Origin of the sequence: Streptomyces sp. NBC_00193, from assembly GCF_026342735.1 — a bacterium.
In the GTDB taxonomy this organism is placed as follows: domain Bacteria; phylum Actinomycetota; class Actinomycetes; order Streptomycetales; family Streptomycetaceae; genus Streptomyces; species Streptomyces stoeckheimensis.
Genome location: NZ_JAPEMM010000001.1, coordinates 1,000,170 through 1,019,046, shown reverse-complemented (window position 1 = coordinate 1,019,046; position 18,877 = coordinate 1,000,170). Strand labels below are relative to the sequence as shown.

General features: G+C 71.7%; 15 protein-coding genes and 1 pseudogene. 14 read left to right on the top strand and 2 right to left on the bottom strand.

Annotation, left to right across the window (positions count from 1 at the left end; translation table 11 throughout):
• From OG898_RS04130 to gatB, 10 genes are all read left to right on the top strand, one after another.
• Positions 1 to 1,131, top strand: coding sequence for a hypothetical protein (locus OG898_RS04130; RefSeq protein ID WP_266955022.1), 1,131 nt, complete (start codon positions 1 to 3; stop codon positions 1,129 to 1,131).
• A complete protein-coding gene (locus OG898_RS04125; protein ID WP_250742481.1) occupies positions 1,031 to 1,720 on the top strand; it encodes an SDR family oxidoreductase in 690 nt (229 codons plus the stop codon). The genes OG898_RS04130 and OG898_RS04125 overlap by 101 nt, the downstream gene beginning before the upstream one ends.
• A complete protein-coding gene (locus tag OG898_RS04120) occupies positions 1,717 to 2,712 on the top strand; it encodes a methionine synthase (RefSeq protein ID WP_250742480.1) in 996 nt (331 codons plus the stop codon). The genes OG898_RS04125 and OG898_RS04120 overlap by 4 nt, the downstream gene beginning before the upstream one ends.
• Positions 2,713 to 2,743: 31 nt before the next feature.
• Positions 2,744 to 4,954, top strand: coding sequence for an NAD-dependent DNA ligase LigA (ligA, locus tag OG898_RS04115; protein WP_266955019.1), 2,211 nt, complete (start codon positions 2,744 to 2,746; stop codon positions 4,952 to 4,954).
• A gap of 388 nt (positions 4,955 to 5,342) precedes the next feature.
• Positions 5,343 to 7,556, top strand: a complete 2,214-nt coding sequence (locus OG898_RS04110) for a bifunctional diguanylate cyclase/phosphodiesterase (RefSeq protein WP_284716490.1) — start codon at positions 5,343 to 5,345, stop codon at positions 7,554 to 7,556.
• 5 nt (positions 7,557 to 7,561) lie between these two features.
• Positions 7,562 to 8,023: a nucleoside 2-deoxyribosyltransferase domain-containing protein gene (locus OG898_RS04105; protein WP_266955017.1), complete on the top strand. Its 462-nt coding sequence runs from the start codon at positions 7,562 to 7,564 to the stop codon at positions 8,021 to 8,023.
• A 367-nt stretch (positions 8,024 to 8,390) separates the two neighbouring features.
• Positions 8,391 to 8,687, top strand: a complete 297-nt coding sequence (gatC, locus tag OG898_RS04100) for an Asp-tRNA(Asn)/Glu-tRNA(Gln) amidotransferase subunit GatC (protein ID WP_007266718.1) — start codon at positions 8,391 to 8,393, stop codon at positions 8,685 to 8,687.
• Complete coding sequence (gene gatA / locus OG898_RS04095; protein WP_250742564.1) at positions 8,687 to 10,192, top strand: Asp-tRNA(Asn)/Glu-tRNA(Gln) amidotransferase subunit GatA; 1,506 nt, start codon at positions 8,687 to 8,689, stop codon at positions 10,190 to 10,192. The genes gatC and gatA overlap by 1 nt, the downstream gene beginning before the upstream one ends.
• A complete protein-coding gene (locus OG898_RS04090) occupies positions 10,189 to 10,440 on the top strand; it encodes a hypothetical protein (RefSeq protein ID WP_250742475.1) in 252 nt (83 codons plus the stop codon). The genes gatA and OG898_RS04090 overlap by 4 nt, the downstream gene beginning before the upstream one ends.
• A gap of 15 nt (positions 10,441 to 10,455) precedes the next feature.
• On the top strand, positions 10,456 to 11,964 hold the full coding sequence (gene gatB, locus OG898_RS04085; RefSeq protein ID WP_266955014.1) for an Asp-tRNA(Asn)/Glu-tRNA(Gln) amidotransferase subunit GatB: 1,509 nt from the start codon (positions 10,456 to 10,458) through the stop codon (positions 11,962 to 11,964).
• A gap of 69 nt (positions 11,965 to 12,033) precedes the next feature.
• Here the strand turns inward: gatB and OG898_RS04080 are convergent, their stop codons facing one another.
• Complete coding sequence (locus OG898_RS04080) at positions 12,034 to 13,800, bottom strand: protein kinase (protein ID WP_266955012.1); 1,767 nt, start codon at positions 13,798 to 13,800, stop codon at positions 12,034 to 12,036.
• Between the two features lie 211 nt (positions 13,801 to 14,011).
• Between OG898_RS04080 and OG898_RS04075 the strand changes: the two genes are divergently transcribed.
• Both OG898_RS04075 and OG898_RS04070 read left to right on the top strand, forming a co-directional pair.
• Complete coding sequence (locus OG898_RS04075; protein ID WP_250742473.1) at positions 14,012 to 14,536, top strand: hypothetical protein; 525 nt, start codon at positions 14,012 to 14,014, stop codon at positions 14,534 to 14,536.
• A gap of 262 nt (positions 14,537 to 14,798) precedes the next feature.
• Entirely contained in the window at positions 14,799 to 15,602 is an 804-nt protein-coding gene (locus OG898_RS04070; RefSeq protein WP_266955010.1) for an alpha/beta fold hydrolase, read from the top strand.
• Between the two features lie 12 nt (positions 15,603 to 15,614).
• Here OG898_RS04070 and OG898_RS04065 read toward each other — a convergent pair whose 3' ends face one another.
• Positions 15,615 to 16,133 (bottom strand): DinB family protein, encoded by a 519-nt coding sequence (locus OG898_RS04065; RefSeq protein WP_250742471.1) that lies wholly within the window; start codon positions 16,131 to 16,133, stop codon positions 15,615 to 15,617.
• Between the two features lie 220 nt (positions 16,134 to 16,353).
• Between OG898_RS04065 and OG898_RS04060 the strand changes: the two are divergent.
• Together OG898_RS04060 and OG898_RS04055 are read left to right on the top strand one after the other, a co-directional pair.
• Positions 16,354 to 17,538 (top strand): annotated as a pseudogene (locus tag OG898_RS04060) (chloride channel protein); the annotation flags it as partial.
• Between the two features lie 823 nt (positions 17,539 to 18,361).
• Complete coding sequence (locus OG898_RS04055) at positions 18,362 to 18,790, top strand: hypothetical protein (RefSeq protein ID WP_250742470.1); 429 nt, start codon at positions 18,362 to 18,364, stop codon at positions 18,788 to 18,790.
• Positions 18,791 to 18,877 lie beyond the last annotated feature (87 nt).

The following is an 18,877-nucleotide window of genomic DNA, read 5'->3' as shown; positions in this document are numbered from 1 at the left end:
ATGTCGGACCGGGCCACCTTCCTCATCGGCCGCCGGCGCTACGAATCCTCCTTCGGCGCGGTCGGCCTGGACCTCGACCTCCTCGCCGGGCCGCGGGCGTTCGTCCCGTTCGCCGAAGCCCACGCGGAAGCGACCGGCTCCTGGTACGACGACGACGCGTGCGAAGCGGGCGCCCTGGTCGACGTGGACGCGAAGGTCCTGCTGGTGTTCGCCTGGGAAGGCGTCTTCGCCTCCACGCGCACCCGGGCGGCGGCATGCGAGCTGCTGCGGCTCGCCTGGCCGGGCTGGCGGGTGCGATGGCTCTACGACGGCCAGCGCGGCCTGCGCGCGTACGTCGGCGCGCAGCCCTGCACGTACCGAAGCAGGGCGACCGCCGGCCCGGTGCTGGAGCCGGGCGATCCGGAGCTCGCCGAGCCCGACCCGTCGGTGCTGGTCGTCACGGTGGGCGGGCGCTGCCACGTGCTGGGGATGATCGGCGACCAGCCCGTGGACGAGGGCCCGGCCCTGCTGGAGCGGCTGGCGGGGGAGCCGTCGCACGCGGGGTACTCGGGGGCCTGCGAGGGCGGGGTCCACGTGGACCCGCGGCTGCGGCGCGTGGGGTGGTGGCACACCACCCGGCAGCCGTGGCTGGCGGAGGTGGGCGAGCGGTGGCCGGGATGGACCGTGGAGTTCTGGGAGGACCGCTGGGCGGAGCACGTGCGGCGGGCTCCGGTGCTGGAGGTGCGGGAGCCGGACCGGGTGGCGGCCCTGGCGGAGGTACGCGCCGCCGCGCTGGCCCGCTGGGGCCGGAGCCCGCCTCGACGTCCGCGCAGCGGTCCGCGCCGCCGCTCCCCGGGCCCTGGTCGGCCGGGGCCTGGCCCCGCCGCTCGCGGCCACCCGTGCGGCAGAGGCGCGCGAGGCGATCATCCGGGCCCACGCCTCGGCCCTCTGACGCGGCCGGGCCATCGGCCCTGCAGGATGTACCCGCCATCCCCTCCGGTGTTCGAGGCCGTGGGGGTGGAGGGACGGGCCGGGGTGCGAGCATGTCGGCATGGCTACTCATCTGATCACCGGCGCCGGCTCCGGCATCGGCGCCGCCGTCGCGGCACGCCTGCACGCCCGCGGCGACGAGCTCGTCCTTCTTGCCCGTGACGCCGCCCGTGCGCGGCAGCTCACCGACCGGTACCCCGGGTCCAGCGCGCTCGTCGGGGACCTCGCCGACCCCGACCGGCTGTCGTGGGCCTTCTCCAAGCAGGCGATCCCGGAGCGGATCGACTCGCTCCTGCACATCGCCGGCATCGTGGACCTCGGCCCGGTGGGGGAGCTGCGCCCCAAGACCTGGCACCAGCAGCTCAACGTCAACCTGATCGCCCCCGCCGAGGTCACCCGGCTCCTGCTGCCCACCCTGCGCGCCTCCCACGCCACCGTCGTCTTCGTGAACTCCGGCGCCGGGCTCGCCGCCCACGCCGACTGGAGCGCGTACGCCGCCTCCAAGCACGGGCTCAAGGCCCTCGCCGACTCGCTCCGGGCGGAGGAGAAGGAGAACGGCATCCGCGTCACCTCCGTCTACCCCGGCCGCACCGCCACCCCCATGCAGATGAAGGTCCGCTCCCAGGAGGGCGAGTCCTACGACGCCGCCGACTGGATCGACGCCGAGTCCGTCGCGACCACCATCGTGATGGCCGTGGACCTGCCCCGCGACGCCGTGGTCAGCGACCTCACCGTCAGGCCCGGCCGATGAGCACGAGCCCCACCGGCGGAGCCACCGGGGTCGGCTCGCTCCCCGGCGGCGACGCCCGCGAAGCCGCCAGGACGGTCACCGGCTCCTTCGAGGAGTTCCCGTACCTCGCCGAGCTGCCCGCCCGCGGCCCCGGCTCGGACATGATCGGCCGCTCCCTCGGGCTGCTCGTGGACATGTACGCGCACGTCGAGCCCAGCGGCTGGCGGATCAGCGACCGCCCCGGCCGCGACAGCAAGCGGGCCCGCTCCTGGCTCGGCGAGGACCTGGACGCCCTGGAGGAGTTCACCCAGGGGTACGAGGGGAAGCTCAAGGTCCAGGCCGTCGGCCCGTGGACGCTGGCCGCCTCCCTGGAGATGCACGGCGGCGAGTCCATGCTCCAGGACCCGGGCGCCTGCCGGGACCTCGCCGGCTCCCTCGCCGAGGGCGTGCGCGAGCACCTGGCCGACGTGCAGAAGCGCATCCCCGGCGCCCGGATCACCCTCCAGTACGACGAGCCCTCGCTCACCGCGGTCCTGCTCGGCCGGGTGCGCTCCGCCAGCGGCTACCGCACGTACCGCGCCGTCGACCGGCAGGTCGTCGAGGGGACCCTGCGCGAGCTGTTCGCCGTCCACGACGGAGAGGTCATCGTCCACTCCTGCGCCCCCGAGGTGCCCTTCGCCCTGCTGCGACGCGCCGGGGTCTCGGGCGTGTCGTTCGATTTCTCCTTGCTCACCGAGCGCGAGGATGACGCCATCGGGGAAGCCGTCGAAGCGGGTACCAAACTCTTCGCCGGAGTGGTGCCGGGGACCGACGGCCCGTTGTCGGACCCGGGCGGTAGCGTCATGGGTGTCAGGAAGCTCTGGCGCAGGCTGGGGCTGACCCCGGGGACTCTGGCGGAGTCCGTCGTGGTCACCCCGTCGTGCGGTCTGGCGGGTGCTTCGCCCGCCTACGCGCGGGCGGTTCAGGCGCACTGCGTCAGGGCGGCGAGGTCGCTCGCCGACAACCCTGAGTGATGGATCGAGACGGGTCACGGGAGGACACGGCATGGCAGCCGAACAGAAGCAGGGCAGCGAATCGGCCGTACCGGCGGAACTGCGCGAGCAGCACGCGCTGATCGCCGAGCAGGTCGAGGAGCACCGCTTCCGGTACTACGTGAACGACCAGCCGGTCGTCAGCGACGCCGAGTTCGACAAGCTGCTGCGCTCGCTGGAAGCACTGGAGGAGCAGTACCCGGAGCTCCGTACGCCCGATTCGCCCACCCAGAAGGTGGCCGGGGCGTACGAGACGGACTTCGCCTCCGTGGAGCACCGCGAGCGGATGCTCTCCCTCGACAACGCCTTCGACGACGAGGAACTGGCGGCCTGGGCCGAGCGCGTGGCCCGGGACGCCAGCACCTCCGACTACCACTACCTGTGCGAGCTGAAGGTGGACGGCCTCGCCGTCAACCTCACCTACGAGAACGGCCGCCTGACCCGCGCCGCCACCCGCGGCGACGGCCGCACGGGCGAGGACATCACGCCCAACGTCCGCACCATCGCCGACATCCCCGACCGGCTCAAGGGCGACCGGATCCCCGCCCTCGTCGAGATCCGCGGCGAGGTCTACTTCCCGATGGAGAAGTTCGAGGAGCTCAACGCCCGGCTCGTCGAAGCCGAGGGCAAGCCCTTCGCCAACCCGCGCAACGCGGCGGCCGGTTCGCTGCGCCAGAAGGACCCGAAGGTCACCGCGAGCCGTCCGCTGCACATGGTCGTGCACGGCATCGGCGCCCGCGAGGGCTTCGAGATCGAGAACCAGTCGCAGGCCTACGAGCTCCTCCACGAGTGGGGCCTGCCCACCGCCCGGCACAACAAGGTGGTCTCCACGCTCGCCGAGGTCCGGGAGTTCATCGCCTACTTCGGCGAGAACCGCCACTCGGTGGAGCATGAGATCGACGGCGTCGTCGTCAAGCTCGACGAGATCTCCCTCCAGGGCCGGCTCGGCTCCACCGCGCGCGCCCCGCGCTGGGCCATCGCCTGGAAGTACGCGCCCGAGGAGGTCAACTCCAAGCTGATCGACATCAAGGTCGGCGTGGGCCGCACCGGGCGCGTGACCCCGTACGCCCAGGTGGAGCCGGTGACGGTGGCAGGCTCCGAGGTCGAGTTCGCGACCCTGCACAACCAGGAGGTCGTCAAGGCCAAGGGCGTGCTCATCGGGGACACGGTCGTGCTGCGCAAGGCCGGCGACGTCATCCCCGAGATCCTCGGGCCGGTCGTGGACCTCCGGGACGGCAGCGAGCGGGAGTTCGTCATGCCCGCCGAGTGCCCCGAGTGCGGGACGCCGCTGCGGCCGATGAAGGAGGGGGACATCGACCTGCGCTGCCCCAACGGGCAGACCTGTCCCGCGCAGTTGCGCGAGCGGCTCTTCTACCTTGGTGGCCGCCAGTGCCTGGACATCGAGAACTTCGGCGCGGTGGCCGCGGCCGCGCTCACCCACCCGCTGGAGCCGGCCGAGCCGCCGCTGCGGGACGAGGGCGACCTCTTCGACCTCACCATCGAGCAGCTCCTGCCCATCAAGGCGTACGTGCTCGACCCGGACAGCGGGCTGCCCAAGCGGGACCCGAAGACGGGCGAGGAGAAGATCGTCACGGTCTTCGCCAACCAGAAGGGCGAGCCGAAGAAGAACGCCCTGTCGATGCTGGAGAACATCGCCGCCGCCAAGGACCGCCCGCTGGCCCGGATCATCAACGGCCTGTCGATCCGGCACGTCGGACCGGTCGCGGCGGAAGCGCTGGCCCGCGAGTTCCGCTCCATCGAGCGCATCGAGCAGGCGACCGAGGAGGAACTGGCCGCCACCGACGGGGTCGCCGCGATCATCGCGACCTCGGTGAAGGAATGGTTCGCCGAGGAATGGCACCAGGAGATCCTGCGCAAGTGGCGGGCGGCCGGAGTGCGGATGGAGGAGGAAGGTTCCGGCGAGGACGAGGGGCCGCGTCCGCTGGAGGGGCTGACCGTCGTCGTCACCGGGACTTTGCAGAGCCACACGCGGGACGGCGCGAAGGAGGCCCTGCAGAGCCGCGGCGCCAAGGTGACCGGATCCGTCTCGAAGAAGACCTCCTTCGTCGTGGTCGGCGACAACCCCGGCTCGAAGTACGACAAGGCAGTGCAGTTGAAGCTCTCCATCCTCGACGACGCCGGATTCGCCGTCCTGCTCGCCGAGGGCCCCGACGCCGCGCGCGAGGCCGCGCTCCCGGTGGACGGCAACGCCGAAGCGGAGTAGCGAAGGCGAACGGATGCGTGGCGTCCGGCCGTACGAGCGGGCGCGCGCCGGGCGCGCCCGGCGGTGGCGCCCGGCGCCGCACGGCCGGTACCGGGCCCATGCGAGGCCGGTACAAGGCTGGTGGCGGGCCCCCGACCTGTCGGATCATCGGACGGGCGACCGGGGGGTCCTGGTCCAAACTCACCCGTTCGGCGGATACCGTACTGATGAGGATGGCTGGGTCGTATTCGGGCAACCGCCGCCGACCGCTGCCCCTGGGCGCCTCCCGCGTCCTACTGTTGAGGGGTGCGCCTGTCGTGCACGGCTGCTTGACGCGCTTCCAGCCGTGATGGCATGACATCGGGGCCATCGCGTGGCATCGGCATCGCCGGCTGTGAGAGGGACGGGCATGAAACCCACCGAAAGCGCCGACCCGTCACCAGATTTCGGCGGGGAGTTCCCGTCCATGCGGACGGGCCGGCTCGGTGTCCTGGGCTCCAGGGCACCGCAATCGCGCGCGCTCGACACCGGAGTGGGCACGGACGGCCGGGCGGGCCGGCACGCCGCGCTGCCCTTCGTCATCGTGGGTCTCGCCGCCGTCCTGCTCGGCGTCGGCGTCATCACCGCACTGACCAGCCGTCACGCCCTGTTCCCCGGAGGCCCGGTCGGCTGGGCGCTCGCCCTGCTCACCGGCATCATCGTCGGCCACCTCGTCGCCCTCGGCCGCGACCGCTGGTGGGGCGGCACCGGATCGGGCGCGGCCCTCACCCTGGGCGTCCTCATCCTCTACGGATGGGTCCCCGCCGGCCTGGTCTCCCTCGCCGTGGTCTCCCTCGTCGGCGCCGCCCGCAGGCACCGCTGGCGCCAGGGCCTGCTGCACGGAGCCACCGACATCCTCGGCATCGGCGCGGGAGCCCTCGTCCTCGCCGCCTTCGGGGAGTCGCCCTCCGTCGAGCACCCCTGGCGGCCCACCGGCTGGGAGCTCGACGCGGTCCCCGAGGTCATCCTCATCGCCCTCGCCTACCTGCTCGTCACCCGCGTCCTGCTGTGGCTCGCCCTCGCCCCGAGCGGCGGGGGACTGCCCACGGTCGCCCGTACCGCGCTGCTGCGCCAGGCCCTGGTCGCCGTCGCGCTCCTCGGCATCGCCCCGCTGATCTGCGTGGTCGCCGAATCGCAGCCGGTGCTGCTGCCGCTGTTCGCCGTACCGCTGATCGCCCTGGACTCCACGCTGTGGATCGCCCGGGCCCGCGCCGAGGAGCAGCTGCGCGACCCGCTCACCGGGCTGCCGAACCGGCAGTGGCTGCTGGAACGCGCCTGGAGCGCGCTCGACCAGGCCGAACGCACCGGCACCCGCGCGGCGCTGGTCCTGATCGACCTCGACCGCTTCCGGGCGGTCAACGACACCCTCGGCCACCTCGCCGGCGACCGGCTGCTCCTGCAGATAGCGGACCGGCTGCGCCAGGCCCTGCCCCAGGACGCGGAGGCGGCCCGCCTCGGCGGCGACGAGTTCGCGGTCCTCCTCCCCTTCACCGACTCGACCACCAGCGCCCAGCGGGTCGCCCGCAACCTGGTCGCCGAACTCAGCTCCCCCCTCGACCTGGACGGTCTGACCCTCGTCCTGGAGGCCAGCGCCGGCCTCGCCGTCTTCCCCGACCACGCGCTGGACGCGGAGGGACTGCTGCGCCGCGCCGACGTCGCCATGTACCAGGCGAAGCGGGACCGGACCGGAGTCGAGGTCTACGAGTCCAAGCGCGACAGCAACACCCCCGACCGGCTCGGCCTGCTGGGCGACCTGCGCAGGGCGCTGGACGCGGGCGAGGTGGAACTGCACTACCAGCCGAAGGTCCGGTTCGACGGCAAGGTCGCCGGGCTGGAAGCACTGGTGCGCTGGGTGCACCCGGAACGCGGGCGGGTCCCGCCGGACGAGTTCATCGCGATCGCGGAGACCTCCGGGCTGATGCCGCACCTGACGGAGTACGTACTGGAGACCGCGCTCGCGCAGGTCGCCCGGTGGCGGGCCCAGGGCCTCAAGGTCCCGGTCGCCGTCAACGTGTCGCCGCGCGACGTCCACACCCCCGGCTTCGCGGGCGCCGTGGCCGCGCGGCTCGCCCGGCACGGGGTCCCGGCGAGCGGGCTCCAGCTGGAGATAACGGAACACGTCCTGCTGGAGGACCCGCAGCGGGCCGCCGACACCATGGCCGGGCTGACCGGCCACGGCGTGAAGATGTCCCTGGACGACTTCGGTACGGGCTACTCCTCCCTCGTCCACCTGCGGCGGCTGCCGGTCAGCGAACTGAAGATCGACCGGTCGTTCGTGGCGCGGCTCGCGGTCGACGCCCAGGACGCGGAGATCGTCCGCTGCACGGTGGACCTCGCCCACTCCCTCGGCCTGCTGGTCGTCGCGGAGGGCGTCGAGGACGACGAGACGTGGGAGCGGCTGCGGGACCTGGGCTGCGACGCCGTCCAGGGCTGGCTGGTCGCCGCCGCGATGCCTCCGCAGGAGGCGACCGCCTGGCTGCTGGCCCGCGGCGAACGCGGCTGGCGGCGGCCGGCGGACATCACGGCCGAGCTGGCCGCGGAGGCGGCGGCGCAGACGGCGGCCGCGGCGGCGCAGACCCAGTGAGGTACGTGGAAGCACCGGCGGTGCACCGGCCCGCCCCGGGGGATCCGCCGTCGGTCTTCCTCGCGGGCGGGATCACGCACTGCCCGCCCTGGCAGACGGATGCGGCGCGGGGACTGGCCGACTTCGTCGTGCTCAACCCGCGGCGGACGGACTTCGACGTGTCCGACCCCTCGCAGACGGACGTCCAGATCGCGTGGGAGTACGCGCACCTGCTGCGGGCGGACCTGACGCTGTTCTGGTTCCCGGCGTGCGATGCGTCCCTCACGGTCCAGCCGATCACCCTGTACGAACTCGGCGCGGCCGCGGCCACCCCCGGCCGCCGCCTCGTCGTCGGCGCCGACCCCGGCTACCCGCGCCGCGCGGACGTGATCACGCAGCTGTCCCTCTCCCGCCCGGACCTCACGGTCCACGCCACCCTCCCCGAAACGCTGACCGCGGCCCGAGCCGAGCTGACCACCCCGGCCTGACACCTGCCGCCTGCCCTGCGGGGCGAGGTCCCCTACCCGCCCTTCCACCGTTCCCCGGGCTCCGCCCGGACCCGTACGTGCGCTGCGCGCCCGTGCCCTCAAACGCCGGGCGGGCTGGATAGATCCAGCCTCGCCGGCGTTTGAGGCGCGGGGTCTGGGGCGGAGCCCCAGGGAACGGGCGAAGGGTGGGTAGGGGACTCCGCCCCGCGCAGCGGCACACTCGCAGGTGGCCCCGGCGGGCAGGGGAAATCGGCCCGTGCGGGGGCTTCGTACCGCCCCCGGGGGAAACCGGGGCGCCGGGCATGGGCCGGGCCCCATAGGATTGGGCCCGAAACCTACACACTCACCACCCCCAGAGGATCGCTGCATGCCTGGCATCACGCGCGAGGAGGTCGCCCACCTCGCTCGGCTGGCACGTCTGGAGCTGAAGAGCGAAGAGCTCGACCACTTCGCTGGACAGCTCGACGACATCATCGGCGCGGTCGCCCGCGTTTCCGAGGTCGCCGACCAAGACGTCCCGCCGACCTCCCACCCGCTGCCGCTGACGAACGTCATGCGCGCGGACGAGGTCCGTCCGTCGCTCACCCCCGAGCAGGCGCTTTCCGGCGCTCCCGCCCAGGAGCAGCAGCGTTTCAAGGTGCCGCAGATCCTGGGGGAGGACTAATCACCATGGCTGACATCAACATCATCAAGCTCACAGCCGCCCAGACCGCCGAGAAGATCGCCTCCGGCGAGCTCACGGCCGTCGAGGTCACCGAGGCCCACCTGGCCCGTATCGGGGCGACCGACGAGAAGGTCAACGCCTTCCTGCACGTCGACCGCGAGGGCGCGCTCGCCCAGGCGCGCGCCGTCGACGCCAAGCGCGAGGCCGGCGAGAAGCTCGGCCCGCTGGCCGGCGTACCGCTCGCCCTCAAGGACATCTTCACCACCGTCGGGATCCCCACCACCGTCGGTTCGAAGATCCTCGAAGGCTGGATCCCGCCGTACGACGCCACCCTGACGCGCAAGCTGAAGGAAGCCGACGTCGTCATCCTCGGCAAGACCAACATGGACGAGTTCGCCATGGGGTCCTCCACCGAGAACAGCGCCTACGGGCCCACCGGCAACCCCTGGGACCTCGCCCGGGTCCCCGGCGGCTCCGGCGGCGGCTCCGCGGCCGCGCTGGCCGCCTTCCAGGCGCCGCTGGCCATCGGCACGGACACCGGCGGTTCCATCCGCCAGCCCGCCGCCCTCACCGGCACCGTCGGCGTGAAGCCCACCTACGGCGGCGTCTCCCGCTACGGCATGGTGGCCTTCTCCTCCTCCCTCGACCAGGGCGGTCCCTGCGCCCGTACGGTCCTGGACGCGGCCCTCCTCCACGAGGTCATCGCCGGTCACGACCCGATGGACTCCACGTCCATCGACGCCCCGGTCCCGCCGGTCGTCGAGGCGGCCCGCAACGGCTCCGTCGCCGGCATGCGCGTCGGTGTCGTCAAGCAGTTCGCCGGCGAGGGCTACCAGGCCGGCGTCGTCCAGCGCTTCAACGAGTCCGTCGCCCTCCTCAAGGAGCTCGGCGCCGAGATCGTGGAGCTGGACTGCCCGTCCTTCGACCTCGCGATGGCCGCGTACTACCTGATCGCGCCGTCCGAGTGCTCCTCGAACCTGGCCCGCTTCGACGCCATGCGCTACGGCCTGCGCGTCGGCGACGACGGCACCAAGTCCGCCGAGGACGTCACCGCCCTGACCCGCGAAGCCGGTTTCGGCGACGAGGTCAAGCGCCGCATCATCCTCGGTACGTACGCGCTCAGCTCCGGCTACTACGACGCGTACTACGGCTCCGCCCAGAAGGTCCGCACGCTCATCACGCGGGACTTCGAGAAGGCCTTCGAGCAGGTCGACGTGATCGTCTCCCCGACCACGCCCACCACCGCCTTCGCGATCGGCGAGCGCACGGACGACCCGCTGGCCATGTACCTCGCGGACCTGTGCACCATCCCGACCAACCTGGCCGGCAACTCCGCCATGTCGCTGCCCTGCGGCCTGGCCCCGGAGGACGGTCTCCCGGTCGGGCTCCAGATCATCGCCCCGGCGATGAAGGACGACCGCCTGTACAAGGTGGGTGCCGCAGTCGAGGCCGCCTTCGTCGAGCGCTGGGGCCACCCGCTGCTTGAGGAGGCTCCGTCGCTGTGAGTTCCCATACGAATGCGCTGTCCAAGGCCAAGGGCTTCAAGAAGTCCAAGTCCGGTACGTACCTGTCGATCGGCACCACCGCTTTCGGTGCCTTCAGCGTGGTCAAGCAGGCCAAGAAGGCCCGCACCGAGCACGACACGCTGAAGCTGATCGACGCCGTCGTGTCCGCCGCCGCCATCGTCACCGGCCTCGCGATCCTGTACCGCGAACTGAAGCGTCTCGGCGACGACGACGTCCTGCTGGGCTGAGAGGGAATTTCCACTGTGACTGTCACCGAACTGCTGTCGTACGAGGACGCCCTCGCGTCGTACGACCCCGTCATGGGCCTGGAGGTCCATGTCGAGCTCGGCACGAAGACCAAGATGTTCTGCGGCTGCTCGACCGAGCTGGGCGCCGAGCCCAACTCGCAGACCTGCCCGGTCTGCCTGGGCCTGCCCGGCGCGCTGCCGGTCGTCAACGAGATCGGCATCGAGTCCGCCATCAAGATCGGTCTCGCGCTGAACTGCGAGATCGCCGAGTGGTGCCGCTTCGCCCGGAAGAACTACTTCTACCCGGACATGCCGAAGAACTTCCAGACCTCCCAGTACGACGAGCCGATCGCCTTCAACGGCTTCCTCGACGTGCAGCTGGAGGACGGCGAGATCTTCCGCGTGGAGATCGAGCGCGCCCACATGGAGGAGGACACCGGCAAGTCGCTGCACGTCGGCGGCGCCACCGGCCGCATCCACGGCGCGTCCCACTCGCTGCTGGACTACAACCGCGCCGGCATCCCCCTCATCGAGATCGTCACCAAGCCGATCGAGGGCGCCGGCGAGCGCGCCCCCGAGGTGGCCAAGGCGTACGTCGCCGAGCTGCGCGAGGTCATCAAGGCGCTCGGCGTCTCCGAGGCCCGCATGGACAAGGGCCAGATGCGCTGCGACGTCAACCTGTCGCTGCGCCCCACCCCCGAGTCCGAGTTCGGCACCCGCAGCGAGACGAAGAACGTCAACTCGCTGCGCTCCGTCGAGCGCGCGGCCCGTTTCGAGATCCAGCGCCACGCGGCGGTGCTCTCGTCCGGCGGCTCGATCGTGCAGGAGACCCGGCACTTCCACGAGGACGACGGCTCCACCACGGCCGGCCGCATCAAGGACAACGCCGAGGACTACCGGTACTTCCCGGAGCCCGACCTGGTCCCGATCGCCCCGGCCCGCACCTGGGTCGAGGAGCTGCGCTCCGGCCTGCCGGAGATGCCGCGCGTGCGCCGCAACCGCCTCCTCCAGGAGTGGGGCGTCACCGAGCACGACATGCAGTCGATCCTCAACGCCGGTGCGGTGGACTCCATCGTCGCCACCATCGAGGCCGGCGCCGACTCGACCGCCGCCCGCAAGTGGTGGATGGGCGAGCTGGCGCGCAACGCCAACGAGCAGGGCGTCGTCGTCGACGAGCTGCCCATCACCCCCGTCCAGGTCGCGCGCGTCGCGGCCCTGGTGGCGGCCGGTGAGCTCAACGACAAGCTGGCCCGCCAGGTCCTCGAAGGCGTCCTCGCCGGCGAGGGCACCCCGGACGAGGTCGTCGAGAAGCGCGGCCTGAAGGTCGTCTCGGACGAGGGCGCGCTCGGCGCGGCCGTGGACGAGGCCATCGCGGGCAACGCGGGCATCGCCGACAAGATCCGCGGCGGCAAGATCGCCGCCGTCGGCGCACTGGTCGGAGCGGTCATGAAGACCACCCGCGGCCAGGCCGACGCGGCACGCGTCAAGGAGCTCATCCTGGAGCGCCTGGGCGTCTCCGAATAGTCACACGGTACGTACACGGCGGCCCCGCACCGGATCTCCGGTGCGGGGCCGCCGTGCGTGCGAGCCTCGTCAGCGCCGCAGGGTCGGGGAGGCCATGACCACCTTGTTGCTGTCGCTGCATGACCCACGGAACTCGACGCGCAAGATCAGTACACCGGTGACGTTCACCGTTCGGGTGACGGGCTTGCCCCGCTCCACGGATTCGCTGAACAGCTCGATGTCGTCCCCGGAGACGATGATCTGGCCGCTCTTCGCAAACGATGAATCGTCCATCCCGGCGGTGAAGTCGAGAGCGACCCAATCCTTGTTGATGTCGTACTCGGCCGTGCCACGACAAGCGATGAAGGCCGCGTTGAACCGCTTGGTGTCCATCTTCGCGGCCTCTGCGGAACCGAAGCCTCCCCGCAACGGCTCCAGGGCCAGCAGGCTGGCCTCCTTGCTGTTCGGCCCCGGCGGCGTCGGCGAGACCGCGACCGTCGGGTCCGTGCTCGGGCGCGGGCTCGGTGTCGCACTGGGTGTGGGCGTCGGCGTCGGCGTGGGTGTCGGACTCGGTGACGGGCTCACGGAAGCCGAGGCGGACGAGGTCGGCTGGTCCCCGCCGGCATTGTTCGAGGCCTCCTTGTCCTTGTCCTTGAGCAGTTCCATGCCGGCCAGCGCGGCCGCGGCCAGGACCAGCACGGTGAGCACCGCCCCGAGGACCAGCCCGGTCCGCCGCTTCTTGCGCGGCGGCGCGGGCGCCGGTTCCGTACGGGACTCGGCCGCGGGCGCGGGACCGTAGCCCTGCGGCACGCTCGCCTGGACCGGCGGCGGGGTGTACACCGGCTCGGTTGGCGGTGGCGCGTACACCGGCTGGGCCGGGGGAGCTGCCGGAGCCGCCGGCGGCTGCGAGGGCTGCTGGGGCGGAGCCACGGGCCTGGGCGGAGCCGAGGCCGGAGCCGGGGAAGCCGCCGGGGGCACCGGCACCGCGTCCTGCACCACCCGCTGCGAGGTGGAAGAGGTCGTGGACACCACCGCGCGGCGGATGTCCTTCATCCAGCCGGCCAGGTTGACCGGACGCTTCAGCGGGTCGGCGGCGTAGATGGAGGCGATCCGCGCCCGCTGCTCGGCGTCCAGCACCGCGAACTGCGGCAGCCGTAAGAGGGCATGCGCGAGCAGTTCGGGCGTCGAGGGCGGGGACTCCCCGCTCAGCAGGAAGTACGCGATGGCCCCGAAGGCGTACCGGTCCGCGCCCGGGGTCCGCTTGCCCTCGAAGACCTCCGGCGCCGCGTAGCCCTGGGTGAACCACACCTCGGCCGTCTGGTGGTCGGCGGTCAGCTTGCTGAGGCCGAAGTCCACCAGGGTGGCCTGCCCGTGCGCGTCGACCATGACGTTGCCGGGTGACAGGTCCCCGTGGATCACCTGGCGCCCGGAGGGGGTCGCCTTCCCCGAGTGCAGCCAGTCCAGTACGTCGGCCAGCTGCTCCAGCGTGCGCATCACCTCGCGCCGCTCGGCGGCCGTGGCGAGGGTCCGCTCGGCGCGCCAGTCCCGCAGGTCGAGCCCGTCGACGTGGTTCATGACCAGGACCAGGGCCCGGCCGGTCAGCGTCGAGGACTCCCCGGGCCGGTGGATCGGCGGCCCCTCGAAGTGCTCCCGCACGCCCACGACACCGGGCCGGTGGACGAAGCGCAGCAGTTCGGCCTGCTCGTTCCACTTCTGGCTGATCCGGTCGAAGACGTCCGGGGTGATCGTGGTCTTGGAGTCGAGCACCTTCACGACGACGGGCTCGGACCCTCCCGCGAGCTCGATCTCCGCGAGGTAGAGCACGGCCTCCCCGCCGCGCCCGATGGACCGGAGCAATCGGTAGCGGTCTGCTGCCGAGTCCGGCCCGATGTGAAGATTCTGGCTGGTCAATTTCCCCCCAGCGCCCGGTATTTGATGGATGCACAGTTTCCCGTGGGGCGGTTGGCGGGGTCAATGGGAATCGGTTTCCGCACCCCCATCGAGACCTTCGGGGCAGACGCTCCGGCAGACTTGGCGCGGGGAAAGCGGACTTGGGGAGGATGCGTCGGTGGAGATCGGTTCGATGGTCATCGCGGTGGTGGGTGTCGCGGGCACGCTGGGCGCCACGCTGCTCACCCAGCGGGGCGCGGCGCGCGCGAAGCGCCGCGAGCTCGAGCTCGTGCACGGTCACGATGCGGTACGCGAGAACCTGTTGCTGCGGCGCACCTGCTACGTGGGCCTCAACCGGGACGCCCGGCAGTTCACCACCGCCCTCAACCGGCATCTGCACGCCATGAGGGAGCGTGGGATCGAGGAGGCCGACCGGACCGCGCTCGACGCCACGAAGGACGCCTTCCGCGACCAGTACTCCGAGGCGCAGATGATCGCCCCCGGCACCGTCCTCACGCCCGCGGCGGTGGTCAACCACGCCCTGTCGGACGTCTACGGACAGGTGAAGCGTCTGGAGCGGGGCGAGCCGGCCCCGGGGGAGTCGATGGAGGCGGCGGCGGAGGCCCAGCAGGGCATCTGGGGCCCGCTCCGGGTGATGCGGGCGGCCATGAGGGCCGACCTCGGAGTGCCGGACGGGGGTTGAGGTCCCCGCCTGGTGGCGGTTGGCGGTCAGTGGGTGGCGTCGCCGACGAAGCCGGCCTGGGCGGAATCCCGGGATCACCGGGTCAACAGCCGTTCCGTGCCGAACGGTTCGTCGAGCGTCGCCGCCATGCGCGGCCATGGTGAGCTGACGCGCCGTCGACCCGTACGGCACCCGTACGAGATCAGAGTTCTGTAGCGATCGCTAGCTAAAGCGTGTACGGTTCTTTCTGTAGTGATCGTTATGGAAATTGGAGGGACTCCTCGTGAGCACCGCACTGACCAGCACCTACGCCCGCACCGTCCGCAAGGAGAGCGGCGGCCCCGGCCTGCTCCTCGCCCATGGTGGAGGGGGTTCGGTCGAGTCGAACTTCGGCCCGATCCTGGATGCCCTGGCCCAGGGCCACACCGTCGTGGGCGTGGACTACCCGGGTACGGGAGGGACCCCGCGCGCCACGGAGCCGCTGGAACTGGACGCGCTCGTCGATGAATTGGTCGCCGCTGCCGACGCCGAGGGGCTGGAGCGGTTCGCCGTCCTCGGCTACTCCCTCGGCGGGAACGTCGCCGTGCGCCTCGCCGCCCGGTACCCGGAGCGGGTCACCGCGCTCGTGCTCACGGCGAGCTTCGCCCGCGCCGGACACCGGCTCGGACTCGTCACCGATCTGTGGGCCGAACTGGCCCGCCGCGGGGAGTGCGAGCTGCTCGCCAGGCTCCTCGTCCCGCTCACCCTCAGCCCGCGGGTGCTGGAAGGGCTGACCGGCGAGCAGGTGGAGGAGGCTGTACGGGCCACTGCGGCCTCCTTCCCGCCCGGCGGCGGGGACCACGCCGCACTGGTGAAGGGGGCCGATCTGCGCGCCGACCTCGCACGGCTCGACGTACCCGCGCTCGTCATCGCGACCACCGCCGACGGGCTCGTACCGCTGGAGGTCCAGCGGGAGCTGGCGGACGCACTGCCGGGTGCCCGGTGGGCGGAACTGGCCACCGGGCACCTGCCGTTCGCCGAACTTCCGGAGGAGTGGGCGGAGCTGATCACCGGATTCCTGGCGGAGCTGCCGACGGATCGCGGGTGAGCGGTGCCGGCCTCAGGCGCCCGTGGCGCCGTCGACGGCCTCGCGGAGGAAGTCCGCGTGGCCGTTGTGGCGGGCGTACTCGTGGATCATGTGCAGCATGAGCAGGCGCAGCGAGGCGTCCTCCTCCCACTTCTCGACGCGCACCGTCACCTCGAGGGACTCGGCGGCCTCCTCCACCGCGCGGGAGTGCTCGACCTCCGCCCGCCAGGCCGCGAAGGCCTCGTCGCGGGTCGAGCCGGAGGCGTCGTAGGCGGCCTGGAAGTCGTGGGTGTCCGACCACAGGTGGGGGACGTCCGCCCCGCCGAAAGTGCGCCGGAACCAGTGCCGCTCCACCTCCGCCATGTGCCGCACCAGCCCGAGCAGGGACAGCGTGGAGGGCGGGGACGACTGGCGGCGCAGCTCCTCGTCGGTGAGGCCCTCGCACTTCCAGGCGAGGGTGGCCCGGTGGAAGTCGAGGTACGCGCGGAGCGTCTCGCGCTCGCCCCCGGTGAGGGGAGGGCCGACGCGGTCGGCGGATTCTGTTGCAGCCATGGCTGAGATCTTGCCCCGTTGGTCCCGGGGGGTGGAAGGCGTTCGCCCCTACCGGCGCCCCGCGCTTTGTTCCTAAAGTGAACATATGCCGCAAAGTCCCACCCGCATCACCCGCATCACCCGTGTCACTGGCAACACCGGCATCTCCCAGCTGAAGAGCCTCGGCCCTGTGCTGCTCATCGGCATCGGAGCGGGCGTCGGAGCCGTGCTCTTCCGGTGGATGGTGATCGGGGCGACGGAGCTGCTCTCCGGCCACGCCGACTACGCGGCCGCCGGCCACGCCGCCCACCCCGGCGCACGCCTCCTCGGGCCGTACTTCGTCCTGCTCGCCCCCGTCGCCGCCGGCCTCGTCTACGGCCCGCTCGTCCACCGGTACGCCCGCGAGGCCCGGGGGCACGGGGTCCCCGAGGTCATGCTGGCCGTCGCCCACAACGGCGGGCAGATCAAGGGCCGCGTCGCCGCCGTCAAATCCCTCGCCTCCGCCCTCTGCATAGGCGGCGGCTCCGTCGGCCGCGAAGGCCCCATCGTCCAGATCGGCGCAGCACTCGGCTCCACCCTCGGGCGGCTGCTGAAGTCCAACGAGGAGCACACCAAACTGCTCCTCGCCTGCGGCGCGGCCGGCGGCATCGCGGCGACCTTCAACGCACCGCTCGCCGGTGTGGTGTTCGCGATGGAACTCATCCTCCGCCGCTGGTCCTCCCGCACCTTCGGCTACCTCGCCCTCGCCTCCGTCACGGCCTGCGCCGTCGCCCGCGCGGTCTTCGGCGACCGGCCGTTCCTGGCCCTGGAGGCGATGCACGCCGGAGGCCCCGGGCAGTACCTGCTCTTCGCCGCCCTCGGAGTCCTCGCGGGAACCGTCGGGATCGGCTTCACGCGCTTCCTCTACGCGGCCGAGGACCTGTGCGACCGGCTCTGGCGCGGCCCGGAATGGCTGCGCCCGGCGGTGGGCGGACTGCTGCTCGGCCTGATCCTCCTGGCGCTGCCCCAGATGTACGGAGTCGGCTACCCCGTCCTGGAGGGCGCGGTCCACGGGAAGTACGCCCTGGGCCTGCTGCTGCTCCTGATGCTGGGCAAGATCCTGGCGACGAGCACCACGATGGGCATCGGCGGCTCGGGCGGAGTCTTCGCCCCGTCCCTCTTCATCGGCGCCACCCTCGGCGCCGCCTTCGGCCTGCTGACCTCCCCGGCCAACGCCCCCGCCTTCGCCTTGGTCGGCATGGCAGCCGTCTTCGCAGGCAGCGCCCGCGCCCCGATCACGGCGGTGGTCATCATGGTGGAACTGACGGGCGAGTACACCCTGACGGCCCCCTTCATGCTGGCAGTGGCCCTGGCCACGGGCGTGAGCCGCCTGCTCAGCAGGGACACGGTGTACACGCTGAAGCTGAGCCGGAGGGGGATCGAGCTGGCGGCTTAGGGGGGTGGGGTGGGGCGGGGTGGGGTGGCTATGGAGCTGGTCGGGGCTGGGGGGTGGTGGCCTGTGCTGCGGGTTGGTCCTTGGCTTCGATGAGTACCGGGGGGCGTCCCGGCAGTCCAGTGTCCTTTCGGTGTGGGCCGGTCCCTCAAGGGCGCTCCCTGCGGTCGCGTCGCTTCGCGATGGCCTTCGGCCACCCTTGACCGACCGGCCCACACCGAAACGCCACAAGACTTCCGGGATCCCCCCGGGGAACGGCCGGGGGGAGGAGAGGGGAGGAGCGGCCTGGTCTGAGATGCCTGTGCGTCCTCCGGCCAGGGGTCATCCCCGCACGGCCCCGGCAGGACCGGAAGCGCAGCCGGTACGGACGCGCGGCGCGATCAGAGCATCCAGGGCCGGGCGTCTGGACACCCTTCCCGTGACCTTTGACCGCCACCCCGAGCGCAAGGACGCCCACCAGCCCCTCAGGGTCGGTGGGCGCGACAGATCGCTACACACTCCCACTCGGCTAAGCGACTGACCACCGTCCGTGGCTGGATATGTGTGGCCGAATATTTTCGGGCAAAGGGGTATGGAAGCGGCCGGTATCCGTCTTGGGCCGTGGACGGGCTTTGACCTTATGGAATGTTTAGGTAAGCCTTACCTCGCCCACGTCGCGTTCGCGGCTGTCCTGCCCTCGGAGCTCATCGTCATGTCGTCCCCTGCCGCTGATCTGTCTGCTCGTCCTGTCCGCCTGTACGACTCTTGGTGGACGGTCGTGGCCGCAGGGCTCGGGGCGATGATCGTTCTGCCTGTCGGGTTGTGGATCTCCGTTCACATGAAGACCGACCCGGCACTGCACACGGCGGCGCTCTTCGCTCACCTCGCCTCGCTCGTCGTCGGCTTCGGCGCGGTTCTGTCCGCCGACTACTACGGTCTGCTGTGGGCCATGAGGCGCTGCACGCTCGCCGAGGTGGTCGGTGCGACGTCCCGGCTCCACATACCCATCTGGGCCGGGCTGGGTGGTCTCGTCGTGAGCGGGATGATGCTGGAACCCGATCTCAAGTCGCCGCTCACCCTCGCCAAGCTCGGGCTCGTCGCCCTCCTGACCCTCAACGGTCTCCAGGCCGGCCTCCTCGCCCGCCGCCTCGCCGCCGCACCCGCCGCCACTCCGCGCCTCCTGCTCTGGGGAGGCGTCACCGCAGTCATCTCCCAACTCTGCTGGTGGGGCGCAGTAACCATCGGCTTCCTCAACACCAATTCCTGACCCGCAACACCAATTCCTGATCCGCGTACCGCGATCCACCCTGCAGCAGCGTCCGATCTCCCCGTCGCCGTCCTCAGACTCCGTCAT

Excerpts from the sequence above, each read along its gene's own strand:
- OG898_RS04125 (WP_250742481.1), top strand. The coding sequence starts at position 1,031 with ATGGCTACTCATCTGATCACCGGCGCCGGCTCCGGCATCGGCGCCGCC.
- OG898_RS04110 (WP_284716490.1), top strand. The coding sequence starts at position 5,343 with ATGAAACCCACCGAAAGCGCCGACCCGTCACCAGATTTCGGCGGGGAG.
- OG898_RS04130 (WP_266955022.1), top strand. The coding sequence starts at position 1 with ATGTCGGACCGGGCCACCTTCCTCATCGGCCGCCGGCGCTACGAATCC.
- gatC (WP_007266718.1), top strand. The coding sequence starts at position 8,391 with ATGCCTGGCATCACGCGCGAGGAGGTCGCCCACCTCGCTCGGCTGGCA.
- ligA (WP_266955019.1), top strand. The coding sequence starts at position 2,744 with ATGGCAGCCGAACAGAAGCAGGGCAGCGAATCGGCCGTACCGGCGGAA.
- OG898_RS04065 (WP_250742471.1), bottom strand. The coding sequence starts at position 16,133 with ATGGCTGCAACAGAATCCGCCGACCGCGTCGGCCCTCCCCTCACCGGG.
- OG898_RS04055 (WP_250742470.1), top strand. The coding sequence starts at position 18,362 with ATGAAGACCGACCCGGCACTGCACACGGCGGCGCTCTTCGCTCACCTC.
- OG898_RS04120 (WP_250742480.1), top strand. The coding sequence starts at position 1,717 with ATGAGCACGAGCCCCACCGGCGGAGCCACCGGGGTCGGCTCGCTCCCC.